General features: G+C 70.5%; 21 protein-coding genes. 10 read left to right on the top strand and 11 right to left on the bottom strand.

The window, feature by feature from the left end; translation table 11 throughout:
* Positions 1 to 96: 96 nt before the first annotated feature.
* The gene (locus J2X68_RS01630; protein WP_310430576.1) at positions 97 to 864 is read right to left on the bottom strand and encodes an intradiol ring-cleavage dioxygenase; all 768 of its coding nucleotides are present in this window, start codon (positions 862 to 864) and stop codon (positions 97 to 99) included.
* Positions 865 to 1,124: 260 nt separating this feature from the next.
* Between J2X68_RS01630 and J2X68_RS01625 the strand changes: the two genes are divergently transcribed.
* Entirely contained in the window at positions 1,125 to 2,177 is a 1,053-nt protein-coding gene (locus J2X68_RS01625) for an arabinan endo-1,5-alpha-L-arabinosidase (RefSeq protein ID WP_310430575.1), read from the top strand.
* A gap of 77 nt (positions 2,178 to 2,254) precedes the next feature.
* Here the strand turns inward: J2X68_RS01625 and J2X68_RS01620 are convergent, their stop codons facing one another.
* The 7 genes from J2X68_RS01620 to J2X68_RS01590 form a co-directional block, all read right to left on the bottom strand.
* Positions 2,255 to 3,919 (bottom strand): histidinol-phosphate transaminase, encoded by a 1,665-nt coding sequence (locus J2X68_RS01620; protein WP_310430574.1) that lies wholly within the window; start codon positions 3,917 to 3,919, stop codon positions 2,255 to 2,257.
* Positions 3,920 to 4,200: 281 nt separating this feature from the next.
* Positions 4,201 to 5,445 (bottom strand): multiple monosaccharide ABC transporter permease, encoded by a 1,245-nt coding sequence (mmsB, locus tag J2X68_RS01615; protein WP_310430573.1) that lies wholly within the window; start codon positions 5,443 to 5,445, stop codon positions 4,201 to 4,203.
* Positions 5,442 to 6,992, bottom strand: coding sequence for a multiple monosaccharide ABC transporter ATP-binding protein (gene mmsA, locus J2X68_RS01610; protein ID WP_310430572.1), 1,551 nt, complete (start codon positions 6,990 to 6,992; stop codon positions 5,442 to 5,444). The genes mmsB and mmsA overlap by 4 nt, the downstream gene beginning before the upstream one ends.
* A gap of 32 nt (positions 6,993 to 7,024) precedes the next feature.
* On the bottom strand, positions 7,025 to 8,134 hold the full coding sequence (chvE, locus tag J2X68_RS01605; protein WP_310430571.1) for a multiple monosaccharide ABC transporter substrate-binding protein: 1,110 nt from the start codon (positions 8,132 to 8,134) through the stop codon (positions 7,025 to 7,027).
* A 148-nt stretch (positions 8,135 to 8,282) separates the two neighbouring features.
* Complete coding sequence (locus tag J2X68_RS01600) at positions 8,283 to 9,254, bottom strand: hypothetical protein (protein WP_310430570.1); 972 nt, start codon at positions 9,252 to 9,254, stop codon at positions 8,283 to 8,285.
* Positions 9,255 to 9,375: 121 nt separating this feature from the next.
* The gene (locus tag J2X68_RS01595) at positions 9,376 to 10,380 is read right to left on the bottom strand and encodes an alcohol dehydrogenase catalytic domain-containing protein (protein ID WP_310430569.1); all 1,005 of its coding nucleotides are present in this window, start codon (positions 10,378 to 10,380) and stop codon (positions 9,376 to 9,378) included.
* Positions 10,377 to 11,537 carry a mandelate racemase/muconate lactonizing enzyme family protein gene (locus tag J2X68_RS01590; protein ID WP_310430568.1) on the bottom strand — a complete coding sequence of 387 codons (1,161 nt, stop codon included), beginning with the start codon at positions 11,535 to 11,537 and terminating at the stop codon, positions 10,377 to 10,379. Before J2X68_RS01590 ends, J2X68_RS01595 begins: the two co-directional genes overlap by 4 nt.
* A 255-nt stretch (positions 11,538 to 11,792) precedes the next feature.
* Between J2X68_RS01590 and J2X68_RS01585 the strand changes: the two genes are divergently transcribed.
* From J2X68_RS01585 to yjfF, 6 genes are all read left to right on the top strand, one after another.
* Positions 11,793 to 12,743 carry a hypothetical protein gene (locus tag J2X68_RS01585; protein WP_310430567.1) on the top strand — a complete coding sequence of 317 codons (951 nt, stop codon included), beginning with the start codon at positions 11,793 to 11,795 and terminating at the stop codon, positions 12,741 to 12,743.
* 493 nt (positions 12,744 to 13,236) lie between these two features.
* Positions 13,237 to 14,283, top strand: a complete 1,047-nt coding sequence (locus tag J2X68_RS01580) for a LacI family DNA-binding transcriptional regulator (protein ID WP_310430566.1) — start codon at positions 13,237 to 13,239, stop codon at positions 14,281 to 14,283.
* A gap of 133 nt (positions 14,284 to 14,416) precedes the next feature.
* Positions 14,417 to 15,424, top strand: coding sequence for an ABC transporter substrate-binding protein (locus J2X68_RS01575; protein WP_310430565.1), 1,008 nt, complete (start codon positions 14,417 to 14,419; stop codon positions 15,422 to 15,424).
* Positions 15,425 to 15,653: 229 nt separating this feature from the next.
* The gene (locus J2X68_RS01570; protein WP_310430564.1) at positions 15,654 to 17,198 is read left to right on the top strand and encodes a sugar ABC transporter ATP-binding protein; all 1,545 of its coding nucleotides are present in this window, start codon (positions 15,654 to 15,656) and stop codon (positions 17,196 to 17,198) included.
* Positions 17,195 to 18,304 (top strand): ABC transporter permease, encoded by a 1,110-nt coding sequence (locus tag J2X68_RS01565; RefSeq protein ID WP_310430563.1) that lies wholly within the window; start codon positions 17,195 to 17,197, stop codon positions 18,302 to 18,304. Before J2X68_RS01570 ends, J2X68_RS01565 begins: the two co-directional genes overlap by 4 nt.
* Positions 18,304 to 19,326 (top strand): galactofuranose ABC transporter, permease protein YjfF, encoded by a 1,023-nt coding sequence (gene yjfF / locus J2X68_RS01560; RefSeq protein ID WP_310430562.1) that lies wholly within the window; start codon positions 18,304 to 18,306, stop codon positions 19,324 to 19,326. The genes J2X68_RS01565 and yjfF overlap by 1 nt, the downstream gene beginning before the upstream one ends.
* Before the next feature lie 57 nt (positions 19,327 to 19,383).
* Here the strand turns inward: yjfF and J2X68_RS01555 are convergent, their stop codons facing one another.
* Complete coding sequence (locus J2X68_RS01555) at positions 19,384 to 19,785, bottom strand: ATP-binding protein (protein ID WP_310430561.1); 402 nt, start codon at positions 19,783 to 19,785, stop codon at positions 19,384 to 19,386.
* Positions 19,786 to 19,965: 180 nt separating this feature from the next.
* Here J2X68_RS01555 and J2X68_RS01550 point away from each other — a divergent pair, with 180 nt between their 5' ends.
* Both J2X68_RS01550 and J2X68_RS01545 read left to right on the top strand, forming a co-directional pair.
* Complete coding sequence (locus tag J2X68_RS01550; protein ID WP_310430560.1) at positions 19,966 to 20,508, top strand: UTRA domain-containing protein; 543 nt, start codon at positions 19,966 to 19,968, stop codon at positions 20,506 to 20,508.
* The gene (locus J2X68_RS01545) at positions 20,505 to 21,317 is read left to right on the top strand and encodes a GntR family transcriptional regulator (protein WP_310430559.1); all 813 of its coding nucleotides are present in this window, start codon (positions 20,505 to 20,507) and stop codon (positions 21,315 to 21,317) included. The genes J2X68_RS01550 and J2X68_RS01545 overlap by 4 nt, the downstream gene beginning before the upstream one ends.
* A gap of 302 nt (positions 21,318 to 21,619) precedes the next feature.
* Here J2X68_RS01545 and J2X68_RS01540 read toward each other — a convergent pair whose 3' ends face one another.
* Complete coding sequence (locus J2X68_RS01540) at positions 21,620 to 22,072, bottom strand: MarR family transcriptional regulator (protein ID WP_310430558.1); 453 nt, start codon at positions 22,070 to 22,072, stop codon at positions 21,620 to 21,622.
* Between the two features lie 97 nt (positions 22,073 to 22,169).
* Between J2X68_RS01540 and J2X68_RS01535 the strand changes: the two genes are divergently transcribed.
* On the top strand, positions 22,170 to 23,189 hold the full coding sequence (locus J2X68_RS01535) for an NADP-dependent oxidoreductase (protein WP_310430557.1): 1,020 nt from the start codon (positions 22,170 to 22,172) through the stop codon (positions 23,187 to 23,189).
* Positions 23,190 to 23,319: 130 nt separating this feature from the next.
* On the opposite strand, the gene J2X68_RS01530 is transcribed toward J2X68_RS01535, so the two are convergent.
* Positions 23,320 to 24,495, bottom strand: coding sequence for a serine hydrolase domain-containing protein (locus J2X68_RS01530; RefSeq protein ID WP_310430556.1), 1,176 nt, complete (start codon positions 24,493 to 24,495; stop codon positions 23,320 to 23,322).
* Positions 24,496 to 24,739 lie beyond the last annotated feature (244 nt).

Raw genomic sequence — 24,739 nt, 5'->3', positions numbered from 1 at the left:
GGGTCGTACGGGTACGGCGAGTAGTGCCGGTCGTACGGGTACTGCGGGTCGTACGGGGGGTGCGGGTCGTACGGGGGGTGCGGGGCGCCGTCGGGGTCAGTTCTCGACGCCGAGCGTCAGCGTTCCCGCGTACCCCGAGGACGTCGAGCTGCCCAGGGCCGTCAGGGTCAGCAGGCCCGAAGCGGCGCCTCCCTCGTCGTAGATGGAGTCCTGGGCGAGGGTGGTGCGGGTGACCGTGTTGGTCGAGTACGGAGAGACCTTCGCGACGGCCGTCGTGATCGTCTCGTTGAAGAAGAGCTGGCCGGTGTGGAGTTCCTGGCCGCCGGTGAAGGAGCCGTCCGAGGTCAGCGTGACGTTCGTGTGCACCTTGACGTGGATGTGGACGCAGCGGCCCCGGTACCAGCCGGGGTAGATCGTGGTGAGGGACGCGACGCCGGCGGAGTTCGTCAGGACGCCGCCGCGCAGGAAGGTGCCGTCGTCCGGCTCGCTGTGGCCGTTGTTGCCGACGAATCCGGAGTACTCGCCGAGGGCGTCGGCGTGCCAGATCTCCACGAGGGCGTTGGAGAGGGGCACGCAGGTGTCGTCGTCGACGACCGTGAGGGTCAGCTTCAGCGGGATGCCCGCCTTGCCCTCGGTGACGTCGGCGCGGACGTACTGTCCGTCGAGGTAGTAGGGGCCTTCGGTCATCTCCTTCGTGAGGGTGCAGACGGCCGCGGCGGCGACGGGGGCGGTGTCGGCGGCATCGGCTGTGGGGGCCTCGGTCGTGGCAGCGGCGCCTACGGCCAGGGCCGCTGCGGTCGCGCCCGAGGCGACGAGTACGGTACGGCGCGCTACGGAGGAGCGCGCATCTGAGGTGTCTGTCATGGGCACGACACCGTAGGAAGGGTTCCTGTCGGCAGGCTGTCAGTTCGGCAAAATGAGGCGCCGTCAAGCTACTTGCCGGGCAAGTGTCGACAGAAGGGGCGGGACCCTCTGGGGGTGGCGACCCGGCGTGCCGTTTCTCGAAGACTTTCGGGTGTGCGTGCGGGTCGTTGACGCGCAAGGGGTTCGATTCTACGGTCCCGTCCGACGACGCGACTGTTGTTCGACATCACGAATGTCACCCCCACTGAAGGAGCGTCCGCATGAGCCGCACCTCCCGCACGCCCCGCACGGCCGGTACACCCCGCACCTCCCGCGCGTCCGGTACACCCCGCGCGCCTCGCGCGTCCCGCACCTCCCGCAGGGCCGCGCTGCTCGCCCTCCCGGCGGCGGTCCTGCTCGCCCTGGTGCCGTCCATCGCGTCCGCGTACCCCAACCCCGGGACGGTCACCGGCTCCACCGTCGTGCACGACCCGACGATGATCCGCACCTCGGCCGGCCGCTACCTCCTCTACGCGACCGGCGGCGGCCTGTCCTACCGCACCTCCACCGACCGCATCGCGTTCGGCGCGGGCGCCGACGCCTTCTCCACGCGGCCGGCCTGGTGGTCCTCCTACGGCACCACCGAGGCCTGGGCGCCCGACATCTCCTACCAGGGCGGCAAGTACCTGATGTACTACGCCGTCTCCACCTTCGGATCCAACAAGTCCGCGATCGGACTGGCCGGTTCCCGTACCGGGCTCCCCGGCTCCTGGACCGACTACGGCACCGTCTACACCTCCACCACGTCCAGCGACTACAACGCCATCGACCCGAACCTCTTCGTGGACGACGACGGCAAGTGGTGGCTTTCGTTCGGGAGTTGGTGGACGGGGATCAAGATGATCCGCATCGATCCGTCCACCGGCAAGCAGCTCGCGTCCGACACCGCGCGGCGCTCGATCGCCGACCGCCCCACGGGGACCAAGGCCGTCGAGGCGCCGTACGTCGTCAAACGGAACGGCTTCTACTACCTCTTCGCCTCCTACGACACCTGCTGCGCCGGCACCTCCTCCACCTACAAGGTCAAGGTCGGCCGCGCCACCTCCGTCACCGGGCCGTACTACGACAAGAGCGGCGTCGCGATGACCGCCAACGGCGGCACGCCCGTCCTGGAGTCGCACGGCAGCGTCATCGGCCCCGGCGGCCAGTCGATCCTGCACGACACCGACGGCGACCTGATCGTCTACCACTACTACGACGGCAACGACAGCGGCACGCCCAAGCTCGGCATCAACCTCCTGAACTGGAGCAGCGGTTGGCCGGTCGCCTACTGACCCGCGGGCCGTGCCGCGTGGAACGCGCGACGCCCCGTGAGGCCATGGGCCCGACGGGGCGTCGTCGTGCGGGGCGGCTATCCGGCCTGTCCCATGCCCGCCGCGTTCGGCCAGCTCTGGGCGTTCGGCCAGCCGGTGGCCGCGGCCGGGGTGAGGCCGTTGGTGCCCCGGACCTGGGCGGCCGTGAGGCCGCCGCGGGCCGGGACGCCGGGCGGGGTCGGGCCCAGCGGCGGGGCGGCCGGAGCCATCGCGGGCGCCATCGCCGCGGGGGCCATGGCGGGCGCCATCGCGGCCGGGGCCATCGGCGGGGCCGCGGCCGGGACGGGGGTGGGAGCCGGCGCCGGGGCCGGGGCCTGCGCGGGCACGGACTGGGGGAAGACCTGTGCCGCGGCCGGCATCGGCATCCCGGCGCCGTCGGACGGCGTGGGCTGCGCCATCGCCGGGGCGGGCATCGCCATCGGGGCGCCGGCGGCCGGGGCGGCCGCGACCAGCCCCGGCATCGCGGCGCTCATGGCCTGAGCGGCGAGGCCCGGCATGCCGGCCCCGTTGGTGACCAGCCGGTCCACCGCCGGCGTGCCCGAGCTGTAGCTGGTCCCGTTGCTCAGCTCGGGCACGGCGGCTCCCCTCCTGGTCCCGTAGAGCACCTGTTCCAGGCCGGACACCAGGCGACGAACGTCCACCTGGGGGCGCACCACGAGCCGCAGGAAGCGGCTGGACGAACCGATCTTGTTACCGCACTCGCGGACCAGGATGCGGTGCTCGGCGAGCAGCCGGTCGCGGACCACGGTGCCCTCGGCGCCGACGGGAAGGCGCACGAAGAGGAAGTTCCCCTGGGAGGGGTAGACGGTCAGCCCGGGCAGCGCGCTGAGCTGACTCGCCATGTCGAGACGGTCCCGGCGCACCTGCATCAGGCTCTGCGCGTACTCGGGGCCGTGCTCCTTCAGCATGAACACCACGTACTCGGCGAAGGCGTTGAGGTTCCACTTCGGCAGCATCGAGCGGACCCGGCCGGCGAGCGAGGGGTTGGAGACCATGTAGCCGAACCGGATGCCGTGCAGACCGAAGTTCTTGCCGAGGCTGCGCAGCACGATGACGTTCGGCCGGATCATCGCCTCCTGCACGACGCTCGGTTCCTGCTCCGCGTCCGCGAACTCCAGGAAGGACTCGTCGATGACGATCAGGTCCAGGTCGGCCATCGCGTCCATGAACTGCACGAGCGCGTGCTTGTGCAGGAAGCCGCCGTCGGGGTTGTTCGGGTTGCAGATGACGGCGACCTTGGTGCCGCGGGTCCGGATGAACTCGGCGTACTGCGCGAGGTCCAGGGCGAAGCCGCTGGACTCCTGGAGCGGGAACATGTCGACCCGCTTGCCGGTCTCCATGGGCTGGTCGGTCCAGCGGCCGAAGGTGGGGACGGGGACGGCGAGGGACTCACGGACCAGCAGGTGGTCGATCCAGGTGATCAGCTCGGTCGAACCGTTGCCCATCGCCACCGCCTGCGGCGGGAGCTGGAGCAGGTTGCACAGTTCGGCCGTGATCGTGTCGGCGCCGCTCGGGTAGAAGGTGATGATGTCCCGCAGCCGCGCGGCCATGGTGTCCATCATGGCGGGGGTGGGGAAGTAGGGGTTGCAGGGGATGCAGAAGTCCACCGGGCCGACTCCCTCGCCGCCCTCTCGCGTCAGCGCCGCCATCGACGGACTGTGCGCCGCGGTGTTGCGGAACAACGAGGAGACGTTGTCGGCCATGGAACCTCCGTATGGGGCGGACCCGGCGGGGACGACCGGGCCCGTCGTCATTGGGTGGCCCGCGCGGGGGAGCGCGGGCCGCCCTTACATACGAAGGTGTGGGTGGCGCTGTTCAATCGCTGAGGAATCGGTGAGAACTTGTGGGCCACCTGTGAAGGTGCCGAGACCGCGGTGCCCGGCGCGCAGCGGAAAGGGCCCCGCCGTGCCCGGCGGGACCCTTCCTGACCTGCGCTGCGCCTGTGTTGCACCTGAGCTGCGGACCCTTCAGGGCCGCGGACGGGTCAGGAACCGGACTTGCGCTTGTTCCAGACGTCGAAGCCGACCGCGGCGAGCAGCGCCAGGCCCTTGATGACCTGCTGCCAGTCGCTGCCGACGCCGAGCAGGTTCATGCCGTTGTTCAGCACGCCGAGGACGAGACCGCCGATGATCGCGCCGAGGACGGTGCCGACGCCGCCGCTCATGGACGCGCCACCGATGAACGCCGAGGCGATCGCCTCCAGTTCGAAGTTCAGACCCGCCTTCGGACCGGCCGCGTTCAGCCGGGCCGCGACCACCAGACCCGCCAGGGCCGCGAGCGCGCCCATGTTCAGGAAGACGAGGAAGGTGACCTTCTTGTCCTTGACGCCGGACAGCTTCGCGGCCGGCAGGTTGCCGCCGATCGCGTAGATGTGACGGCCGAAGACGGCGTTGCGCATGACGTAGCCGTAGCCGACCACCAGCGCGCCCAGGACCAGCAGGATGATCGGCGCGCCCTTGTAGCTGGCGAGCAGCATCGTGACGGTGAGCACCGCGGCGACGATGGCGACGAGCTTCAGCAGGAACAGGTTGCGCGGCACGACGTCCAGCGAGAACTCCTGCTGGCGCTTGCGGTCGCGCACCTCCTGGAGGACCACCATGACGATCACGGCGAGGCCCAGCAGCAGGGTGATGTTGTGGTAGTTCGTGGTCGGTCCGACCTCCGGGAGGAAGCCGTTGCCCATCTTCTGCAGACCGTCCGGGAACGGACCGAGGGTCTGGCCCTCCAGGAAGATCTCCGTCATGCCGCGGAAGATCAGCATGCCGGCGAGGGTGACGATGAACGAGGGTATGCCGAGATACGCGATGAAGAAGCCCTGCACCGATCCCGCGACCGCGCCCACGATCAGGCACAGCACCACCGCGACGGGCCACGAGACGTCGTGCTGCACCGTCAGCACGGCCGCGAACGCGCCGATGAACGCCGTCAGTGAACCGACCGACAGGTCGATGTGGCCCGCGATGATCACCAGCATCATGCCGATCGCGAGGATCAGCACGTAGCTGTTCTGGAGGACCAGGTTGGAGACGTTGCGCGGCAGCAGCAGGTCGCCCTCGGTCCAGACGGCGAAGAGCGCGACGATCAGGCCGAGCGCGATCAGCATGCCGTACTGGCGCATGTTGCGGCGCAGGCCGTCGAGGACCAGCTGCACCAGGTTCGCGCCGCCTCCGCCGTCGCCCTTGCCCGGTGGTGCGGCCGCCGGCATCTTGTCGGTCACTTCGGTGCTCATCGCGTTACCTCTTTGTCCTTCGTCATCTGACGCATCAGCACTTCCTGCGTGGCCTCGGCCCGCGGGAACTCACCCGTGAGCCGCCCGGCGGCCATGGTGTAGATGCGGTCGCACATACCGAGCAGTTCGGGCAGCTCGGAGGAGATGAAGACGACCGCCTTGCCCTGGGCGGCCAGCTGGTCGATGACCGTGTAGATCTCGTACTTGGCGCCGACGTCGATACCGCGCGTGGGCTCGTCCAGGATCAGCACGTCCGGACCTGCGAAGATCCACTTGCTGAGGACGACCTTCTGCTGGTTGCCGCCGGACAGCTTGCCCACCGGCTCGAAGACGGTCGGCGCCTTGATGTTCATGGACTTGCGGTAGCCCTCGGAGACCTGCCGCTCCTCGTGCTCGTCGACGATCCCCCGCCGGGCCACCTTGCCCAGCGCGGTCAGCGAGATGTTGCGGTTGATCGTGTCGATGAGGTTGAGGCCGTAGTGCTTGCGGTCCTCCGTGACGTAGGCGATCCCGTGGTCGACCGCCTCCGCGACGGTCTTCGTGCGGATCTCCTTGCCGTCCTTGAGGACGGTGCCGCCCGCGTGCCGGCCGTAGGAGCGCCCGAAGACGCTCATCGCGAGCTCGGTGCGTCCGGCGCCCATCAGGCCCGCGATGCCGACGATCTCCCCGCGCCGCACATGGACCGACACGTCGTCGACGACCTTGCGCTGCTGGTCGATCGGGTGGTGCACGGTCCAGCCGCGGATCTCCAGGGCCGGGGCGGCGCCCGACTCCGCCTCGTGCGGGGTGCGCTCGGGGAAGCGGTTGTCCAGGTCGCGGCCGACCATGCCGCTGATGATCCGGTCCTCGGTCGTCTCCGCCGACTTCACGTCGAGCGTCTCGATGGACTGCCCGTCGCGAATGATCGTCACCGAGTCCGCGACCTTGCGGATCTCGTTGAGTTTGTGGGAGATGATGATCGAGGTGATGCCCTGGTTCTTCAACTCCAGGATGAGATCGAGGAGTTTGTCGCTGTCCTCGTCGTTGAGGGCCGCGGTCGGCTCATCCAGGATGAGCAGCTTCACCTTCTTCGAGAGCGCCTTCGCGATCTCCACGAGCTGCTGCTTGCCCACGCCGATGTCGGCGACGCGGGTCTCGGGGTGATCGCTCAGACCGACCCGGCGCAGCAGCTCGGAGGCGTGCCGCAGGGTGTCGTTCCAGTTGATCAGCCCGCGCGTGGCGTGCTCGTTGCCGAGGAAGATGTTCTCCGCCAGGGAGAGGTACGGCACCAGCGCCAGCTCCTGGTGGATGATGACGATGCCGCGCTGCTCACTGGCCCGGATGTCCTTGAAGGAGACGGTCTCTCCCTCGAACAGGATCTCGCCCTCGTACGTGCCGTGCGGATGGACGCCGGAGAGCACCTTCATCAGGGTGGACTTCCCGGCGCCGTTCTCACCGCAGATGGCATGGACCTCGCCCTGGCGGACGGTCAGAGTGACGTCCGACAGCGCCTTCACACCGGGAAAGGTCTTGACGATCGAGCGCATTTCCAGGACGGGTCCCGCCATGGTCGTGCCTTCCAATCCTTGAGGGTCGACGCTTACTTGAGCTGGTCGGCCGTGTAGTAGCCGCCCTCGACGAGGACCTTCTCGTAGTTGGTCTTGTCCACGCTCACCGGCTGGAGCAGGTAGGCGGGGACGACCTTGGTGCCGTTGTCGTACGTCTTGGTGTCGTTCGTCTCGGGCTTCTTGCCGTTGAGGACGTCGTCGACCATGGTCGTGGCGACCTTGGCCAGCTCACGGAGGTCCTTGTAGACGGTCTGGGTCTGGCCGCCCGCGATGATCGACTTCACCGAGGCCAGCTCGGCGTCCTGGCCGGTGAGGACCGGCAGCGGCTTGCTCGCGGAGCCGTAGTCGTCCGACTTCAGCGCCGACAGGATGCCGATGGAGATGCCGTCGTACGGCGAGAGGACCGCGTCGACCTTCTTGCTGCCGTACGACTTGGTGAGGATGTCGTCCATGCGCTTCTGCGCGGTCGCGCCGTCCCAGCGCAGGGTGGTGACCTGGGTGAGGCCGGTCTGGCCGGACTGGACGACGAGCTTCTTGCTGTCGATGTACGGCTGGAGCACGCTCATCGCGCCGTTGAAGAAGTACTTCGTGTTGTTGTCGTCGTTCGAGCCGGCGAACAGCTCGATGTTGAACGGGCCCTTGCCGGACTTCAGGCCGAGCTTGTCGACGATGTAGTTGGCCTGCAGCTCGCCGACCTTGGTGTTGTCGAAGGACGCGTAGTAGTCGACGTTCTTCGTGCCCAGGATCAGCCGGTCGTAGGAGATGACCGGGATCTTCGCGTCGGCGGCCTGCTGGAGCACGTTGTTGAGCGACTTGTTGTCGATCGCCGCGACGATCAGCGCCTTGACACCCTGCGTGATCAGGTTCTCGATCTGCGAGACCTGCTGGTCGGGGTCGTCCTCGCCGTAGACCAGCTTGGTCTTGTAGCCCTTGGCCTCGAGGTCCTTGACGACGTTGGCGCCGTCGGAGATCCAGCGCTCGGAGGACTTGGTCGGCATCGCGATACCGATGGTCCCGCCCTTGGCGCTGTCCGAGCCCTCGTCCTTGCTGCCGCCCTCGCCGCTCTGGCCGCAGGCGGACAGGGTCAGGGCGAGAGAGGCCGCTCCGGCTATGGCGGCGAGGGAGACTCTACGGTTGCGCATGATCATCATCCTTGATGTGTGTGCAGGGGTCGGTATCGCGGTGCGACGGCCGCTCCCGGAGCGACGCCGGGAAGAAGAGAAGTGAAGAAGCGGTGTGTGGGATTCTGCGCGCCTGTGTCGGCTTCTGTGAAGCGGGGTTTCCGGAACGTTATGACTGGATGTCAAACCGCTTCAGTTCACCCGGCAGGCGCGAGCCGAGCGGCGCCATGTCGCCGTCCGCGCCGTGACGTGCGAGAAGGTCGAGGGCGAGCCGGCCGCGCCGCACCCGTTCGCGGGCCGTGGAGAGGGTCAGGTCCCGCATGTGGTGGCCGTACGGGTAGATGCCCGGGGCCTTGGACAGGCCGAACTTGAGATAGAGCGGTGCGCCGCGCCGGATCAGCTCGGCGACCTCGTACATCCGGATGTACCCGCCGAGATCGTCGGGGGCCTCGATGTACATGTCCATGGGGGCGCCGGACACCCGGCGGATCTCGGTCAGGTGGTCCAGGGTGAGGTCACTGGGCACGTTGATCGAGTCGGCGCCGAGCTGCTCGTACACCGCGTACGCCGCGGGGTTCACGGGGCCGATGAGCGCCGACACCTTCAGCGTGGTGTCGGCCGGGATGAGGCCGGCGGCCCGGGCGCGGTGCAGCGTCCACAGCACGCCCTCGTCGGCGACGAGCAGGCACTTGACGCCCAGTTCCGTCGCCCGGACGGCGTCCTCGACGCACCCGGCGACGGCGTCGTGGCCGCGGGCGCGCAGCCCGCCGCCCCGGGAGTCGGTGCGGGTCGAGCCGCCGATGTCCCAGGTGCCGCGCGGCCCGGTGAAGAGGCAGAGCTCGATGTCGCGCTCGCCGGTGGCGTCGACCATCTCGGTGATCTCGGCGTCGGTCAGCATCCACACGCCGCTGCCCTGGCTGATCCGGTGGATCGGCACGTCGAGGCGCGAGGCCTCCTTGAGGATGACGGCCAGCGCTTCGGGACCCTCGCACGAAGGGACCTCGGTGCGCCAGCGGCCGCCACCCGGAAAGGTGTGGGCGGAGGTGTCGGCGGGGTCGAGGGCGGGCGCGCCCAGGCCGAGCGCGGTGAGCGCCTGCTCACCGGGTCGACGGGCTGCCGTGGCGGAAGCGTCGGTGGTCACATGCCGTCCTTCGTGTTCGATATTTCGGTCAAGGTTCGCGGCTCAGGTCGTGCGGGGTGACGGGTGTACGCCGGTACGGGGGCGGTCAGGTCGCCCCCGTACCGGCGCACGGTTCAGGGGCTCACGGCTTGAGCAGGACCTTGCCCACCGTCGGATCGCCCGATCCCACCAGGTCGATGGCCGCGGAGAACTCGGCGAGCGGCAGTTCGTGCGTGACCAGCGGCAGCGGGTCGAGCAGTCCGGCGCCGAACACCCGCACGGTGTGCGACCAGGCGTCCGGCGGCGCTCCGAAGACGGTGTGCACCTCCAGCTGTCGTACGACCAGGTCCGTCGGGTCGAGCCCGTCGGCGCCCGGCGCCGGGATACCGGTGAGGACCAGCCGGCCGCCCCGCCGGAGCAGGGCGGCGGCGGTCCGTGCGGCGGACGCGGACCCGGCCGTCTCGATGACGACGTCGAAGTCGTCCGGGAGTTCCTCGTCCCTGGTCCGGAAGTCGGTGGCCCCGAACTGCCGGGAGAGCGCCTCCCGGTCGTTCCGGGTGCCGACGACCAGCAGGTCGGCCGGCGATCCCGCCTTCAGGAACTGCACGGCGAACATGCCCAGCGTCCCGGTGCCGACGACGGCCACCTTCTCGCCCGGCAGCGCGTGCGCCTTGATCGCGGCGGCCGCGATGCAGGCGGCGGGTTCGAGCAGCGCGGCCGCCGTGAGGTCGGCGTCGTCCGCCAGGACGTGCAGCAGCCGGGCCGGGAGGGTGAGGGTGGCCGCCATGGCCCCCGGCTGGGTGAAGCCGGTCTCCTCGTACCCGTCCGAGCACAGCGTCGTCTCGCCCGCGTGACAGCGGTCGCAGACCTGGCAGTTGCGGAAGCCCTCGCCGACGACCTTGCGGCCGACGAGCGACGCGGGGACCCCGGCGCCGACCGCCTCGACCGTCCCGGACCACTCGTGGCCGGGGGTCAGCGGGTAGCGGACGTACCCCTCGGGGCGGTTGCCCTGGTACACCTCGCGGTCGCTGCCGCAGATGCCGGTGGCGTGGACGCGGACGAGCGCCTCGCCGGGTTCCGGCAGCCGTGGCTCGTGCGGGACGAGCCGGTGCTCGCCCGGAGCCTCGACGACGACGGCAGTGCTCACTTGTCGCTGCCCTTCGGCTTGCGCTGCTCCCAGCCCTCGGCCCAGAGGTCGAACCGGGCCTGCTGCTGCGGGAACTCGGCGGCGGCGTCCACGTCGAGCTCGACGCCGAGGCCGGGCTTGTCGGAGAGGTGGAAGTAGCCGTCGATCACCTCGGGCGCGCCCTTGACGACCTTCTTGATCTCCGCGTCCGCGAAGTCGTTGAAGTGCTCAAGGATCTTGAAGTTCGGGGAGGTGAACCCGACCTGGAGCGAGGCGGCGGTGAGGACCGGGCCGCCCACGTTGTGCGGGGCGACGAGGACGTAGTGCGCCTCGGCGGTGGCGGCCAGCTTCCTGGTCTCCCAGATGCCGCCGATGTGGCCGACGTCCGGCTGGATGATGTCCACGGCCTGGCTCTCGAAGAGCTCGCGGAACTCGATGCGGTCGTGGATGCGCTCACCGGTGGCGACGGGGATGTCGACCTTCGCGGCGACCTTCTCCAGGGCCTTCAGGTTCTCGGGCGGGCACGGCTCCTCCAGCCACGCGGGCTTGAAGGGCGCGAGCTCGTTCGCGAGCCGGACGGCGGTCGCGGGGGAGAAGCGGCCGTGCATCTCCAGCATCAGCTCGGCGTCCGGCCCGATGGCGTCGCGCACGGCCTCGATGAGGGAGACCGCGTACAGGGTCTCCTGGTGGTCCAGCTCGAAGTGCCCGGTGCCGAAGGGGTCGATCTTGAGCGCCTTGTAGCCGCGCTCCATGACCCCCTGAGCCGCCTTGTGGTAGGCCTCCGGGGTCCGCTCGGTGGTGTACCAGCCGTTGGCGTAGGCCTTGACCTTGTCGGTGACCTTGCCGCCGAGGAGCTGCCAGACGGGCACGCCGAGAGCCTTGCCCTTGATGTCCCAGCAGGCCATCTCGACGACGGCGATGCCGGACATCACGATCTCGCCGGCCCGCCCGTAGTCGCCGTACTTCATCCGGCGCACGAGGTCCTCGACAGCGAATGGGTCGGAGCCGAGAATGTGGTTGGCCTCGGCCTCCTTCAGGTAGCCGATCAGCGCATCGGTGTGACCCAGCATGCGAGTCTCTCCGACACCCGTGATGCCCTCGTCGGTGTGCACCTGTACGTAGGTCAGGTTGCGCCACGGCGTCCCGACCACGTGCGTGCTGATTCCGGTGATGCGCACGGAAGTTACCCTTCGGCTGTTCGAGATTTCGTCACATGTTCGAAATGCTGGGCAGACAGTAAGGATTGCGCGAGGCGAGTGTCAATGGGTCGAACAGGTAACGGTTTCGACAGTTTCGATACCCCTTTCGAAAGTCGGGCCTTGGCGGTGTGGGCCAGGTCACTCGGACTGTCGCGTCGGTATGGCCGGTTCCCACATAACTTTCACAGGCGAACCCGCGAACGTGCCTGTCCGGGAACTTAGTCTTCCCGCGTCATGGACTACTGCCACCCGTGCCGACGGCACCTCAACGGCGCCCTCGCCTGCCCGGGGTGCGGCGCACCTGCTCCACAGCTACGCGCGTATCCGCCCGGCACACCCGAGCCCGAGCCCGAACCGTACGCGCCGGACGCGGCGACACACCGGACGCCCGGCGACCCGGACGCGCACAGCGGTCCCGGCGACCCGGACGCGCGCGGCGGTCCCGGCGACCCGGACGCGCGCGGCGCGTACGGCGCCCCGGACGGGCGCGCTCAGGACGGAAGCGGCGCGCACGGCGACCTGGACGATCGCGACGGTGGCGACGATCGCGAGTTCCCCGAGGCCGAGGCCCTCGAAGACGAGGGCGGCGATCCGCGGGGCGGCCGGGCCGCGCGCCGCCGCGAGCGGGGCAGGGGTGGCCGGCGCGGTCCCCAGGGCGCGGCCGCCGTGCCGGAGGCGAGCCGCCGGGACCGCAAGGCCTCGGCCCACCGCAGGCGCCGCAAGCGCGTCGTGCTGATCACCGCCGGCTTCGTGCTCGCGGCCGGTGGCCTGAGTCTGGCCGAACTGGGCGTGGACGCACCGGGGTTCGGCTCCCCCGCCCGTCCGGCGGCCGCCGGGGGAGAGGCGTCCGAGGTCGACGGGTCGTCGTCGGGGCCGAGCACGTCCGCGCAGCCCCTGGACGACCGGACCGACACGGGCGACGGCAGGACCTCGGCCTCCCCGAGCCCCTCCGCCTCCCCGTCGGCGTCGGAGTCCGCGACGGACGAGTCGGCCACGCCGGGCCCGGACAAGGAGGCCCAGTCGGCCACCCTCCCGGGCTCCTCCGGGGCCACCTCCGGATCGACCCCGTCCGGCTCGGACCCGGGCCCGGACCCGACCCCGACCGCCGACCCGTCGGCGCCGCAGGAGTCCCCGGATCCGTCGCCCTCGCAGTCGTGCACACGCTTCCTGTGGTGGTGCTCGTAGGGCTCCTGCCGTGCGGACCACCGGCCGTCCGAGCCCTGGGCGATCGTCATGTGGGCCGTCCAGGGCGGCGCGCCCGACGCCCCGGCATGGCCGAAATCGCCCTGCGCCGAAGCGGGTTGGGCAGGTTCCGGCCGCGCGGCCCGTCGTCGGTCCGCCGCCCCCTGCATGGCCCCGGGCGGCGTTTCGGCCTCTGACCAGGAGCGATGTGCCGCTCCCCGCGAGCGCGTTATGGAACCGTGACGACCATCCCGTGCAGCCCCCTTGACCGCCGTGAATTGTTAGCGCTCACAATGACCTCCGCATTCACCAGTCGGCGACGACGTCAGCACGGGGAGGTACGAGCGGTCGTGTCCGCAACGTTCCCAACTGCCTTCCCCCTCGGCGCCGTCGGGCGTACCGGGATCCCGGAGTGAAGCCGGTGACGCGGAGCGCTCCGCCCACGCCGCAGGACTTACCGGACTTATCGGCAGACGAGCGTCAAGGAGGTGCGGCCGTGACACCCACCCGGCTCCGGCCGCCCACCATGGCCGACGTGGCTCGCCTGGCCGGCGTGTCCCACCAGACCGTGTCCCGCGTGCTGGGGGAGCACCCCAACGTGCGGGACGAGACACGGGCCAGGGTGCTGCGGGCGATCGAGGAGATGGGCTACCGCCGCAACTTCTCCGCACGGGCCCTGGCCACCCGGCGCACCCGGACGCTGGGCGTGGTCGCCTCGGACACCACCCTCTACGGGCCGGCCAGCACGCTGTTCGCGCTCGAGGAGGCGGCGCGCGCCGAGGGGTATCTCGTCTCGACGGTCAGCCTGCGCGAACTGACCATGGAGAAGCTCGCCGAAGCCCTGGACCACCTCAGCGAGGGCGGGGTCGAGGGAGTGGTCGCCATCGCCCCGCAGCGGTCGGCGGTGGAGGCCCTGGCCGAACTGCGGCATCCCTTCCCGGTGGTGGTCGTGGGCGGCGGGCCGGGCATGGACATCCCCCGGGTCGGTGTGGACCAGCACCTGGGGGCGCGGCTGGCGACCGGTCACCTGCTGGCCGCCGGCCACCGCACGGTCTGGCATCTCGCCGGACCCGAGGACTGGCAGGAGGCGGCCGACCGGGCCGCCGGCTGGCGGGCGACCCTCGAAGCGGCGGACGTCGAGCCCCCCATGATGCTGCGGGGGGACTGGAGTCCGCTGTCGGGCTACCGCGCGGGCCAGGAACTGGCCGGCTGGGTGGGCCGGGGGCTGACCGCCGTCTTCGTCGCCAACGACCAGATGGCGCTGGGGGTGTTGCGGGCCCTGCGGGAGGCGGGCGTGCGCACTCCCCAGGACGTCGCGGTGGTCGGCTTCGACGACATCCCGGAGGCGGAGTTCTTCGCTCCGCCGCTCACCACCGTCCGGCAGGACTTCGCGACGGTGGGCCAGCGAGGCATCGCGCTCCTCCTGGAGCAGATCGAGGGCCGGCCGGCCGCCGACCCGCCCCGGATCGCGGTCGAACCCCAACTCGTCGTACGCGCAAGCACGTTCCCCAGCGCCGCTCAGCCGGAGGGCGCACCCCTCTGACGGACCCCGTCACACCTCTGACCAGCAGTGTGACCGAAATGCCGAACAGTGATCGACAGGCTGGACGCAACGCGGCCGGTCCATCGAGTACCAGCAGGTCCATCCCCGGGCCGGCTCTTCAAAGGAGAAGAACATGCTCAGCAGAAGAAACTTCCTCACCGCGGCGGTCGGCGTGGCGGCGGCGGGTGGCCTGGCGGCCTGTGCCAAGGAGGACGACAGCGCCTCCGGCAGCTCCTCCGGGGACGGCGGCAAGGCGATCACGCTCGGCTTCTCCCAGGTCGGTTCGGAGAGCGGATGGCGCAGCGCCAACACGGACTCGGTGAAGGCGGCGGCCAAGGAGGCGGGCTACACCCTCAAGTTCTCCGACGCCCAGCAGAAGCAGGAGAACCAGATCTCCGCGATCCGCAGCTACATCACCCAGGGGGTCGACGTCATCGCCTTCTCGCCGGTGGTCGTCACCGGCTGGGACGCGGTGCTGAAGGAGGCCAAGGCCAAGAAGATCCCGGTGGTGCTCACCGACCGCTCCGTCGAGACCTCCGACGAGTCCCTGTACGTGACCCTGGTCGGCTCCGACTTCACCGACGAGGGCCGCCGCGCCGCCAAGATCCTCGAGAAGGTCATCGCGAAGGCCGGCCTCAAGGGCGCGGTGAAGATCGCCCAGCTGGAGGGCACCACCGGCGCCGCTCCGGCGATCGAGCGCGCCAAGGGCTTCAAGGAGGTCATGGACGCGAGCCACAAGGACGACTGGAAGGTCGTCGTCAGCCAGACCGGTGACTTCACCCGCGCCGGCGGCAAGCAGGTCATGGCCGCGTTCCTCCAGTCCAACCCGGACATCAACGTCCTCTTCGCGCACAACGACGACATGGCCATCGGCGCCATCCAGTCCATCGAGGCGGCCGGCAAGAAGCCCGGCAAGGACATCCTGATCGTCTCGATCGACGGCGTGAAGGACGGCTTCGTGGCCATGTCCGAGGGCAAGATCAACGCCATCGTCGAGTGCAACCCGCTGCTCGGCCCGCAGCTGATGGACGTCGTGAAGAAGGTCAAGAACGGCGAGACGGTCGAGCGCTGGATCAAGACCGAGGAGGGCGACTTCCTGCAGGACCAGGCCGCGGCCGCGCTCCCGAGCCGCAAGTACTGACCGACCGCCACGGCAGTGAGCCTCCGGCCGGCCGGGATCACGGCCGGCCGGGCCCTGCGGGACTGCGGCGGTCCGCTCGCACGAGGAGCGCCGCCGCCGTGACCGCGCCCCGAGAGGCCCGAGGCCACGGAGCCGCGGCCCGGCCGGCCCCTCGCGGGGCGGCAGCACGCTGACACGGAACGAATCCACCCACCGGGCACAGCCGGTGGCTCCCCTCGCTAGGAGAGGTATGGCAGAGCCGAGGCCCGTCCTGGAAATGACGGGCATAGTCAAGGAGTTTCCGGGGGTACGGGCTCTGTCGGACGTCGACTTCCGGCTCTTCCCCGGCGAGATCCACGCCCTGATGGGCGAGAACGGCGCGGGCAAGTCCACCCTCATCAAGGTGCTCACCGGGGTCCACTCCCTGGACGGCGGCACGATCACGCTGGACGGCGCGGCCGTGCGGATCGCCAGCCCGCTGGAGGCCCAGCAGGCCGGCATCAGCACCGTCTACCAGGAGGTCAACCTCTGCCCGAACCTGTCGGTGGCGGAGAACATCTTCATCGGGCGTGAACCGACCCGGCTGGGCCGCATCCGGTGGAAGGAGCTGCGCCGGCGGGCGGCGGAGCTGGTGGACCGGCTCGGCCTCGACATCGACGTCGACGCCCCGCTGTCCTCGTACCCGCTGGCCGTGCAGCAACTGGTCGCGATCGTCCGGTCGTTGGGCACCGGCGACGGCGACGGCGACGGCGCGGGACCCGCGACCAAGGTGCTGATCCTCGACGAGCCGACCTCCAGCCTCGACCGCGACGAGGTCCTCCAACTGTTCGCGCTGATGCGCCGGTTGAGGGAGGAAGGCGTCGCGATCCTGTTCGTCTCGCACTTCCTCGACCAGATCTACGAGGTCTGCGACCGGATGACCGTCCTGCGCAACGGCGCCCTGGTCGGCGAGCACATGGTGCGCGACCTCGACCAGGTCGGCCTCGTCCAGCTCATGCTCGGCAAGGCCATGGGCCAGCTGGACGAGCTCCACGAGCACCAGCTGCGCGCCCACGCGGGCGAGACCCTGCTCGCGGCGGACGGCCTCGGCCGGACCGGCGGCATCGCCCCGTTCGACCTGGAGATCAGGAAGGGCGAGGTGATCGGACTGGCCGGCCTGCTCGGATCGGGCCGGACCGAACTCGCCCGGCTGCTCTTCGGCGCCGACCAGCCGGACAGCGGCAAGGTCTCCATCGACGGCAGGCGGATCTCGATGAGCGCCCCGAACGACGCGATCGGCGCCGGCGTCGCCTTCTGCTCGGAGAACCGCAAGAGCGAGGGGCTGGTGCCCGACCTGACGGTCCGGGAGAACATCATCCTGGCCCTGCAGGCCGCGCGCGGCTGGACCCGGCCCGTCCCGGCCGCCCAGCGCGACGAACTCGTCGACCGGTACATCAAGGCGCTGGACATCCGTCCCGCCGACCCCGAGGCCAGGGTCGGCCGGCTCAGCGGCGGCAACCAGCAGAAGGTGCTGCTCGCCCGCTGGCTGATCACGCAGCCGAAGCTGCTGATCCTGGACGAGCCCACCCGCGGCATCGACATCGGAGCCAAGGCGGAGATCCAGAAGCTCGTCGTCTCGCTCTCCGAGGACGGGATGTCGGTGCTGTACATCGCGGCCGAGCTGGAGGAGGTACTCCGGCTCAGTCACACCATCGGAGTGCTGCGCGACCGCCGGCTGGTGGCGCAGATCGCCAACGGGCCCGAGATCACCACGAGCCGGATCCTGGAGACCATCGCGAGCGGAGAGCACCAGTGACCACCTCTTCCCGATGGCGAGCGCTGACCCACCACCACCTGTTCTGGCCGGTAGCGGTCCTGATCCTCCTGCTGCTCGTCAACGTTCCCTTCACGCCCGACTTCTTCTCGGTCAAGATGGCGGACGGCCACCTCTACGGCAGCCTCGTCTCGATCGTGCTGTTCGGATCGCCCCTCATCCTGGTGGCGGTCGGCATGACCCTCGTCATCGCCACCGGCGGCATCGACCTCTCCGTCGGCGCCGTGGTCGCCATCACCGGAGCGCTGGCCTGCTCCTACATCAGCGACCGGTCCGACCAGGACGCCCTGTCCGGGGTGCTGCTCGCGATGGGCCTGGGCCTGCTGGCCGCCGTCGTCTGCGGTCTGTGGAACGGCTTCCTGGTCGCCAGGATGGGCATCCAGCCGATCATCGCGACCCTGATCATCATGGTCGCCGGGCGCGGAGTCGCCCAGCTGATCACCGACGGCCAGATCATCACCATCAACAGCGAGCCGTACAAGCTGATCGGCGGCGGCTACTGGCTGACCCTGCCGTTCTCCATCTTCGTGGTGGCCGTGGTCGTCGCCGTCACCGTGGTGCTGACCCGCCGCACGGCCCTCGGCCTGCTGGTCGAGGCGGTCGGCGGCAACGCCGAGGCGAGCCGTCTGGTGGGCATCAGGTCCCGGCGCATCAAGATCATGGTGTACGCGTTCTGCGCGCTGTGCGCGGGCATCGCCGGCCTGATGATCAGCTCCAACACCTCGGCCGCGGACGGCAACAACGCCGGCCTGTGGATCGAGCTGGACGCGATCCTCGCCGTGGTGATCGGCGGCACCTCGCTCCTGGGCGGCCGGTTCTCCGTCGGCGGCACGGTGGTCGGCGCCCTCGTCATCCAGACCCTGACCACCACGATCTACACCATCGGCGTGCCCACCCAGACCAACCTGGTCTTCAAGGCCGCCGTCGTCATCGTCGTCTGTCTGCTCCAGTCCCCGAAGTTCCGCGCCAAGGTGTTCGGCGCCCGGTTCGGCGCCGGATCCGGCGCGAAGGGCGGCGGCAGGCCGGCCGCGGCTCCGGCGGACCCCGCCGCGGCGTCCGAGGCCGCCCCCAAGATGGAGGTGTCGTGATGAGCGCGACCACCCAGAGCCCCACGGCCTCCGGCAGCCGTACCCCGTCCAGGGCCGCCCGGCTGCTCGGCGACCGGCGGCTGCCGGTCGCGGTGACGGCCCTGCTCTTCCTGCTGATGTACGGCGTCGGCCTGAGCCGCTACCAGTTCTACGGGTTCGGCGAGCCGCAGGTCTTCCTGAACCTGTTCATCGACAACGGCTATCTGCTGGTCGCCGCGGTCGGAGTCACCTTCGTCATCCTGTCCGGCGGCATCGACCTGTCTGTCGGTTCGGTGATCGGCTTCACGACGATGTTCACGGCCTGGCTGGTGGAGCGGCAGGGACTGCCCCTGCCGCTGGTGATCCCCATGGCGCTGGGCGTGGGCGCGCTCGGCGGGTTCCTGATGGGCTATGTGATCCACAACTTCGAGATCCAGCCCTTCATCGTGACCCTCGCCGGGCTCTTCCTCTTCCGCGGTCTGTGCCTGGTCATCAGCAAGGAGTCGATCTCCATCGGCGACTCCTCGGTGAGCAGCATGGCCCAGGCGCAGGTGTCGCTGGGGATGGGCTTCCTGTCGATCGGCGCGATCGTCTCGCTGGTCGTCCTCGCCGTGGCGTTCTACGTGCTGCACTACAGCCGCTTCGGGCGCCGGGTGTACGCCATCGGCGGCAACGAGCAGTCGGCCATGCTGATGGGCCTCCCGCAGGGCGGCACGAAGATCGCCGTGTACACCGTGAGCGGGTTCTGCTCGGCGCTGGCCGGGCTGCTCTTCACCCTCTACATCCAGTCCGGCGACCCGCTGCACGCGACCGGCATGGAACTCGACGCGATCGCCGCGGTGGTCATCGGCGGCACGCTGCTGACGGGTGGCTCCGGCTATGTGCTGGGCACCCTGTTCGGCGTGCTGGTGCTGGGCCTGATCAAGAGCATCATCCAGTTCGAGGGCACCCTCAGCTCCTGGTGGACGAAGATCGCCACCGGTGTGCTGCTGTGCGCGTTCATCCTGGTCCAGCGCTTCATGACGACCCGCAAGAAGGCCTGAGGCGGCGTGACGGTCCCGGCCCCGGGGCCGGGACCGCCGGCAGGGCCGGGACCGTCCTCAGAGGGCCCCGGTCGGGCTCTCCGTCTTGAAGGTCGCCCACACCGTCTTGCCGACGGGGTGTTCGGTGATGCCCAGGTCGTCCGCCAGTTCCCGCGCCAGGAAGAGGCCCCGGCCCGAGCAGGCGTCCGGGGACGGCGGGCACGCGGGCACGGGGTGGTCGCCGGTGTCGCGGACGGCGAGACGGACCAGGGGGCCGTCGAGGGTGAGGGTCACGCAGTACTGCCTGCCGGGGGGCACTCCGTGCAGCAGGGCGTTCGTGGCGAGTTCCGAGACGCACAGCTCTATGTCGTCCAGCCGGTCGACACGGTCCCAGTCGCTCAGCACCTGGTGGACGAAGACCCGGGCGGCCCGCACGGACGCGCGCGAGCGGGGAAAACGACGTTGCCGTGACAGGGGCACGGGGGCACCTCCGGTGGTTCTGGGGCGTCCTGCGGCGAAACCTTACTGTTATTCGCGAAAGGTAACAAGGTGTCGATGGGTGGCTGAGGGTGGCAGAGGGTGGCGGTTGGCGGATGAGCCAGGTCGCCTACCGTGTAGGGCGGCAGGGTCGAAAGAACGGTCGGCCGTACAGGAGGAGTCGTGGGTGCGAGCGGATGGATCAGCACATCGTTGCCGTATCTGACGCCACGGGGCACCGGGCAGGGCGACGCCTGGGCCGCCGAGGCGGCGGCGCAGGGGCGGCGCGGCACCCAGCGCATCCTGCACGCCGGTGAGGTGCCCGCCCCCGCCGACGTGGCCGCGCTGCTGGGCGTCTCCGAGGGGGAGCCGGTCGTCGTGCGCCGGCGGCTGATCCTCCTCGACGAGGAGCCCAGCGAGCTGACCGACACGTACTACCCGTCGGCCATAGCGGCGGGCACCCGTCTCGCCGGGACCGCCAAGATCCCCGGCGGAGCCCTCACCCTGCTCGCCGAGCTCGGTCACGTCGGCGTCCTCGTGCGGGAGGACGTGACGGCCGGGATGCCGGACGAGGAGGAGCGCCGGGCCCTGCGGATCGCGTCCGAGGAACCGGTCCTGCGGCTCGTCCGGCTCACGCTGGACCACGCCGACCGGCCGATCCAGGCCGACCGTATGGTGATGCCTGCCCTACGGCAGAGGCTGCGCTACCAGATCAGGATCGGATGACCGTGCCCAAGGCAGACCCGGAAGCCGTCGACCGCCGATCCCTGCACGAGCGGATCGCGGCCGATCTGCGCGACGACATCATGAGCGGAGAGCTCGCCCCCGGCGCCAACCTGCCCACCACCGCCCGGCTGAAGGAACGCTTCGACGCGTCGAGCGCCACGGTCCAGAAGGCCCTGCAGCTCCTCAAGGAAGAGCGTCTGGTGGTCGGCAGGGCGGGCGCCGCCGTCACGGTCCGCGAGCACCGCCAGCGCACCGTCCGGCCCGCCGCGCTCATGCGGCCGGGCCGCCCCGGGGCGCCCTACCGCTGGCTCGCCGAGGCGGCCAAGCACGGCACCCACGCCCGCATACGGCTCCTGGACGTGGCCGAGAGGCGGCCGCCCGCCGACGTCCGCGCCGCCCTCGACCTCCCGGCGGACGGCACCGCTCTGCTCCGCGGCCAGATCCTCCTCGTCGACGACGAGCCCGCCGAACTCGTGGAGTCCTACTACCCGCTGGACATCGCGCTGGGGACGCCCCTGGCCGAGCGCCGCAGGATCAGGGGCGGCACCCCGGCCCTGCTCACCGAGCTCGGCCACCCGCCCCGGCGCAGCACGGACCGGGTCTCCGCCAGGGTCCCCACCCAGGCCCAGTACCAGGCCCTCCGCCTCACCGGCGGCATGCCGGTGCTGCGCACCCTGCGCGTGATCCACAGCGACGGCGACCGCCCCGTAGAGGTCACCGTGATGGTGAAGGCGGGCCATCTCTACGAACTGCAGTACGAGTTCACGGCGGAGGAGGCGGAAAGAGCGGAAGGGGCGGAGGGGGCGTGATCGTGCTCGTGCTCACGGGCTTCTCGTGCTCGTCCTCGGCGGCTGCGCCTGTGTCCGGTGGGCGGGCGCGAGGCGGCCCCCGCCGGGCGCGCGCCGTGGCGGCGGTGACCCTCGCGGCGGGCGGTGCGGCCCGCGGAGCGCTCCGCACGAGCGGAAAGCCCGGCTCGGACGACTGACCCCGGGACAAGCCCGACCGGGCCCGACCGGGCCTGCTGGGACGGACCGGGTCTGCCGGGCCCGACCGGGTCTGCCGCGCCTGCCTCATTCCGGCCCGCGGGGCCGCGGGATGGGGCCCCGGTGGGTCAGGAGGCGCCGGTCTCCGTGCTCAGCATGCGTTGCAGCAGCCCCCGCAGCGCCACCCGCTCCTCCTCCGCCAGCCCCGCCAGCGGCTCCCGCGCGAACCGCAGCGACTCGCGCAGCCCCTTGGCGATCTTCCGGCCCTCGGCCGTGGCCGCGGCCAGCTTCACCCGGCGGTCGGCCGGGTCGGGACGCCGTTCGACCAGACCGCGGGACTCCAGACGGTCGACGATGCCGGTCACGTTGGACGGCTCACACTTCAGTTTCTGTGCCAGCTTCCGCATCGGCAGCGGCTCCAGCGAGAGCAGGCTCAGCAGCCGGGCCTGCGCGCCGGTGAGCGCGTGACCTGCGGCGGCTTCCTCGTAGTCCTCGTAGTAGCGGGCCACGACCTCGCCGATCAGGCCGACGACCTCCAGGGTCAGCGCATCGGGGAGGGGGGCCGGATGTGAGGTGGACATGGATCCAGGGTACCCGTTACTTGACATCCTGAAATATTCAGGAGCATGGTTGTTTCAGGTAGTGAAGCATTTTGCGTACACAGGAAAGGCAGCCCCCATGACCGAGTCGGCCCTCCCCACCACCAGCCGCGAATGGCGTCTGCTCAGCCGCCCCGTCGGCTGGCCGAAGCCCGAGGACTTCGAGCTGGCCGAGGCGGAGATCCGGCAGCCCGGCCCGGGTGAGGTGCTGGTGCGCAACGCCTACGTCTCCGTCGACCCCTACATGCGCGGCCGGATGAGCGCGGCCAAGTCGTACGTCGCCCCCTTCGAGCTGGGCAAGGCCATGCAGGGCGGGGCGGTCGGCGAGGTCGTCGCCTCGGCCGCCGAGGGAGTCTCCGTCGGCGAGCACGTCCTGCACTTCGGCGGCTGGCGCGAGTACGCCACCTTCGACGCCAAGCAGGCCGTCAAGGTGGACCCCGAGGCCGCGCCCCTCTCCACCTACCTCGGCGTCCTCGGGATGACCGGTCTCACCGCCTACGCGGGCCTGCTGCGCACCGGCGCCTTCCAGCAGGGCGACTCCGTCTTCGTGTCGGGCGCGGCCGGCGCCGTCGGCAGCCAGGTCGGCCAGATCGCCAGGCTGAAGGGCGCCTCCCGGGTCATCGGCTCGGCCGGCTCCGACGAGAAGGTCAAGCTGCTCGTCGAGGAGTACGGCTTCGACGCCGCCTTCAACTACAAGAACGGCCCGGTCGCCGCGCAGCTCCGCGAGGCCGCTCCCGACGGTGTGGACGTCTACTTCGACAACGTCGGCGGCGACCACCTCGAAGCGGCCATCGGCTCGCTCAACGAGAAGGGCCGCATCGTCGTCTGCGGCATGATCTCCGTCTACAACAACACCGAGGCCGCTCCCGGCCCGAAGAACCTCGCCCGACTCATCGCGACCCGCGGCCGCATCGAGGGCTTCCTGGTCGGCGACCACTACGACCTCCAGCCGGAGTTCGTCCGCGAGGTCGGCGGCTGGGTCCGCTCCGGTGAGCTGAAGTACCGCGAGACCGTGGTCGAGGGCATCGAGAACAACCTGGAGGCGTTCCTCGGGGTCCTGCGCGGCGACAACACCGGAAAGATGATCGTCAAGCTCTGATCCCCGGTCCGTGACACCGTCCTGGCACCGGACTCCTGACGCCGGAAGTCCGCCGGTCGTCGCGTACGGCGAAGGCCGCATCCCCGGACGTGGGGTGCGGCCTTCGCGCGCGTCGGCTCCCGCGCCGGAGCTAGCCGGCGGCCAGGGCCGCCCGGTGCACCGCCGCCGCCAGCCGGTCGTTCTCCGGGGCGGACCCGCCCGGGAAGGCGCACCGGCGCCGCGTGTAGCCGTAGGCGAGCCCGCTGCGCGGATCCGCGAAGGCCTGGCAGCCGCCCGCGCCGCTGTGCCCGAACGCCCCGGCGCCGAGGAACGGGTGCCAGGTGTCGGCGGTCGCCTGGAAGCCCAGCCCGTACGACTTGTGCGAACGCGTCACCACGTCGTAGCCCACCGAGTGCAGCTGTCCGAACTCGGCCGCCGTGTCCTCCTTCAGCAGCGGCGCCTTCCCGCCGACCTCGCTGACCGCCGCCGCGTACAGCCCGGCCAGTCCGCGTGCCGAGGCCACCCCGCCCACCGAGGCCGGCCCCTTGGCCCGGATCAGGGGATCGTTCGGCAGGAGTTCCAGATCGGTCGGTTCGGCGGTGTGCCGGTTGAAGGCGACGGCGGCGAGCGTGTGCGGCCCGCCCGGCAGCGAGTCCAGCAGCGCCCGCTGTTCGACGGTGGGCGCCATCGGCTGCGCGGTGCGGAACCGCGGCTCGTGCGCCGCGGGCAGCCCCAGGAAGAAGTCCAGCCCGTACGGGACGCGCACCCGCTCCTCGTACACCTCCTGGAGCGTGCGGCCCGTGGCCCGGCGCACGACCTCGCCGGTGAGCGCCCCGATGACCAGCCCGTGGTAGCCGAAGGCGGTGCCCGGGCGCCAGAACGGCCGCTGGTCGGCCAGGCGTTCGGCGATCTGCCGGTCGTCGGCCAGCTCCCGGGGCGAGAACCCGGTGTCCGTGCCGACCACCCCGGCCCGGTGCGCGAGCAGCTCGCGCAGGGTCAGCGCGCCCTTGCCCTCGGCCGCGAACTCCGGCCAGTAGTAGGTGACTTTCCGGTCCAGCTCCAGGGTGCCCTCCTGGACCAGGAGCGCGACCACCAGGTGGGCGGCGCCCTTGGTGGACGAGTAGACGCCGTAGAGCGAGTCGGGCCCGGCGCCGTCGCCGGGCACCCACAGGTCGACCACCCGCCGACCGTGCACATGGGCGCACAACTGGCCCTCGTAGTCGGGCCGTTCCTCCGCCACGAACGCGGCGAACGCCTCCCGCACCGCTTCGAATCCGTCGGCGACCGTGCCGTGGATCTCCCTCGTCGGATCAGTCAATCGAGTCATCCGCTCTCCTCAACCAGCCCACTGCTCGCGTGTGCCGACAAGTCCTTCAGGCCCGGCCTCTCCCCATATCACGCCGTCGCACCGAAAAACCTGTCCGGACCTGCCGAGACCGTTGCCTCTGCAGATCGGTACGGCGAGGTGTACCCGTTCGACTCAACTGCGCCGAGCAGGTGTTGGTGTCACCGGTGCCCCGGATGGCCTACAGGGGCCGCCACGGGCGGGCCGCGCGGGGTCCGTCGCCCGC

The organism is Streptomyces sp. 3330 (genome assembly GCF_031456635.1).
Lineage (GTDB): Bacteria > Actinomycetota > Actinomycetes > Streptomycetales > Streptomycetaceae > Streptomyces.
The sequence above is the reverse complement of the archived record's forward strand: the minus strand, read 5'-3'. Positions and strand labels throughout refer to the sequence as shown.

Coding starts and splice junctions, on each gene's coding strand:
- J2X68_RS01630 (WP_310430576.1), bottom strand. CDS start 864: ATGACAGACACCTCAGATGCGCGCTCCTCCGTAGCGCGCCGTACCGTA.
- J2X68_RS01625 (WP_310430575.1), top strand. CDS start 1,125: ATGAGCCGCACCTCCCGCACGCCCCGCACGGCCGGTACACCCCGCACC.
- J2X68_RS01620 (WP_310430574.1), bottom strand. CDS start 3,919: ATGGCCGACAACGTCTCCTCGTTGTTCCGCAACACCGCGGCGCACAGT.
- mmsB (WP_310430573.1), bottom strand. CDS start 5,445: ATGAGCACCGAAGTGACCGACAAGATGCCGGCGGCCGCACCACCGGGC.
- mmsA (WP_310430572.1), bottom strand. CDS start 6,992: ATGGCGGGACCCGTCCTGGAAATGCGCTCGATCGTCAAGACCTTTCCC.
- chvE (WP_310430571.1), bottom strand. CDS start 8,134: ATGCGCAACCGTAGAGTCTCCCTCGCCGCCATAGCCGGAGCGGCCTCT.
- J2X68_RS01585 (WP_310430567.1), top strand. CDS start 11,793: ATGGACTACTGCCACCCGTGCCGACGGCACCTCAACGGCGCCCTCGCC.
- J2X68_RS01575 (WP_310430565.1), top strand. CDS start 14,417: ATGCTCAGCAGAAGAAACTTCCTCACCGCGGCGGTCGGCGTGGCGGCG.
- J2X68_RS01570 (WP_310430564.1), top strand. CDS start 15,654: ATGGCAGAGCCGAGGCCCGTCCTGGAAATGACGGGCATAGTCAAGGAG.
- yjfF (WP_310430562.1), top strand. CDS start 18,304: ATGAGCGCGACCACCCAGAGCCCCACGGCCTCCGGCAGCCGTACCCCG.
- J2X68_RS01545 (WP_310430559.1), top strand. CDS start 20,505: ATGACCGTGCCCAAGGCAGACCCGGAAGCCGTCGACCGCCGATCCCTG.
- J2X68_RS01540 (WP_310430558.1), bottom strand. CDS start 22,072: ATGTCCACCTCACATCCGGCCCCCCTCCCCGATGCGCTGACCCTGGAG.
- J2X68_RS01535 (WP_310430557.1), top strand. CDS start 22,170: ATGACCGAGTCGGCCCTCCCCACCACCAGCCGCGAATGGCGTCTGCTC.
- J2X68_RS01530 (WP_310430556.1), bottom strand. CDS start 24,495: ATGACTCGATTGACTGATCCGACGAGGGAGATCCACGGCACGGTCGCC.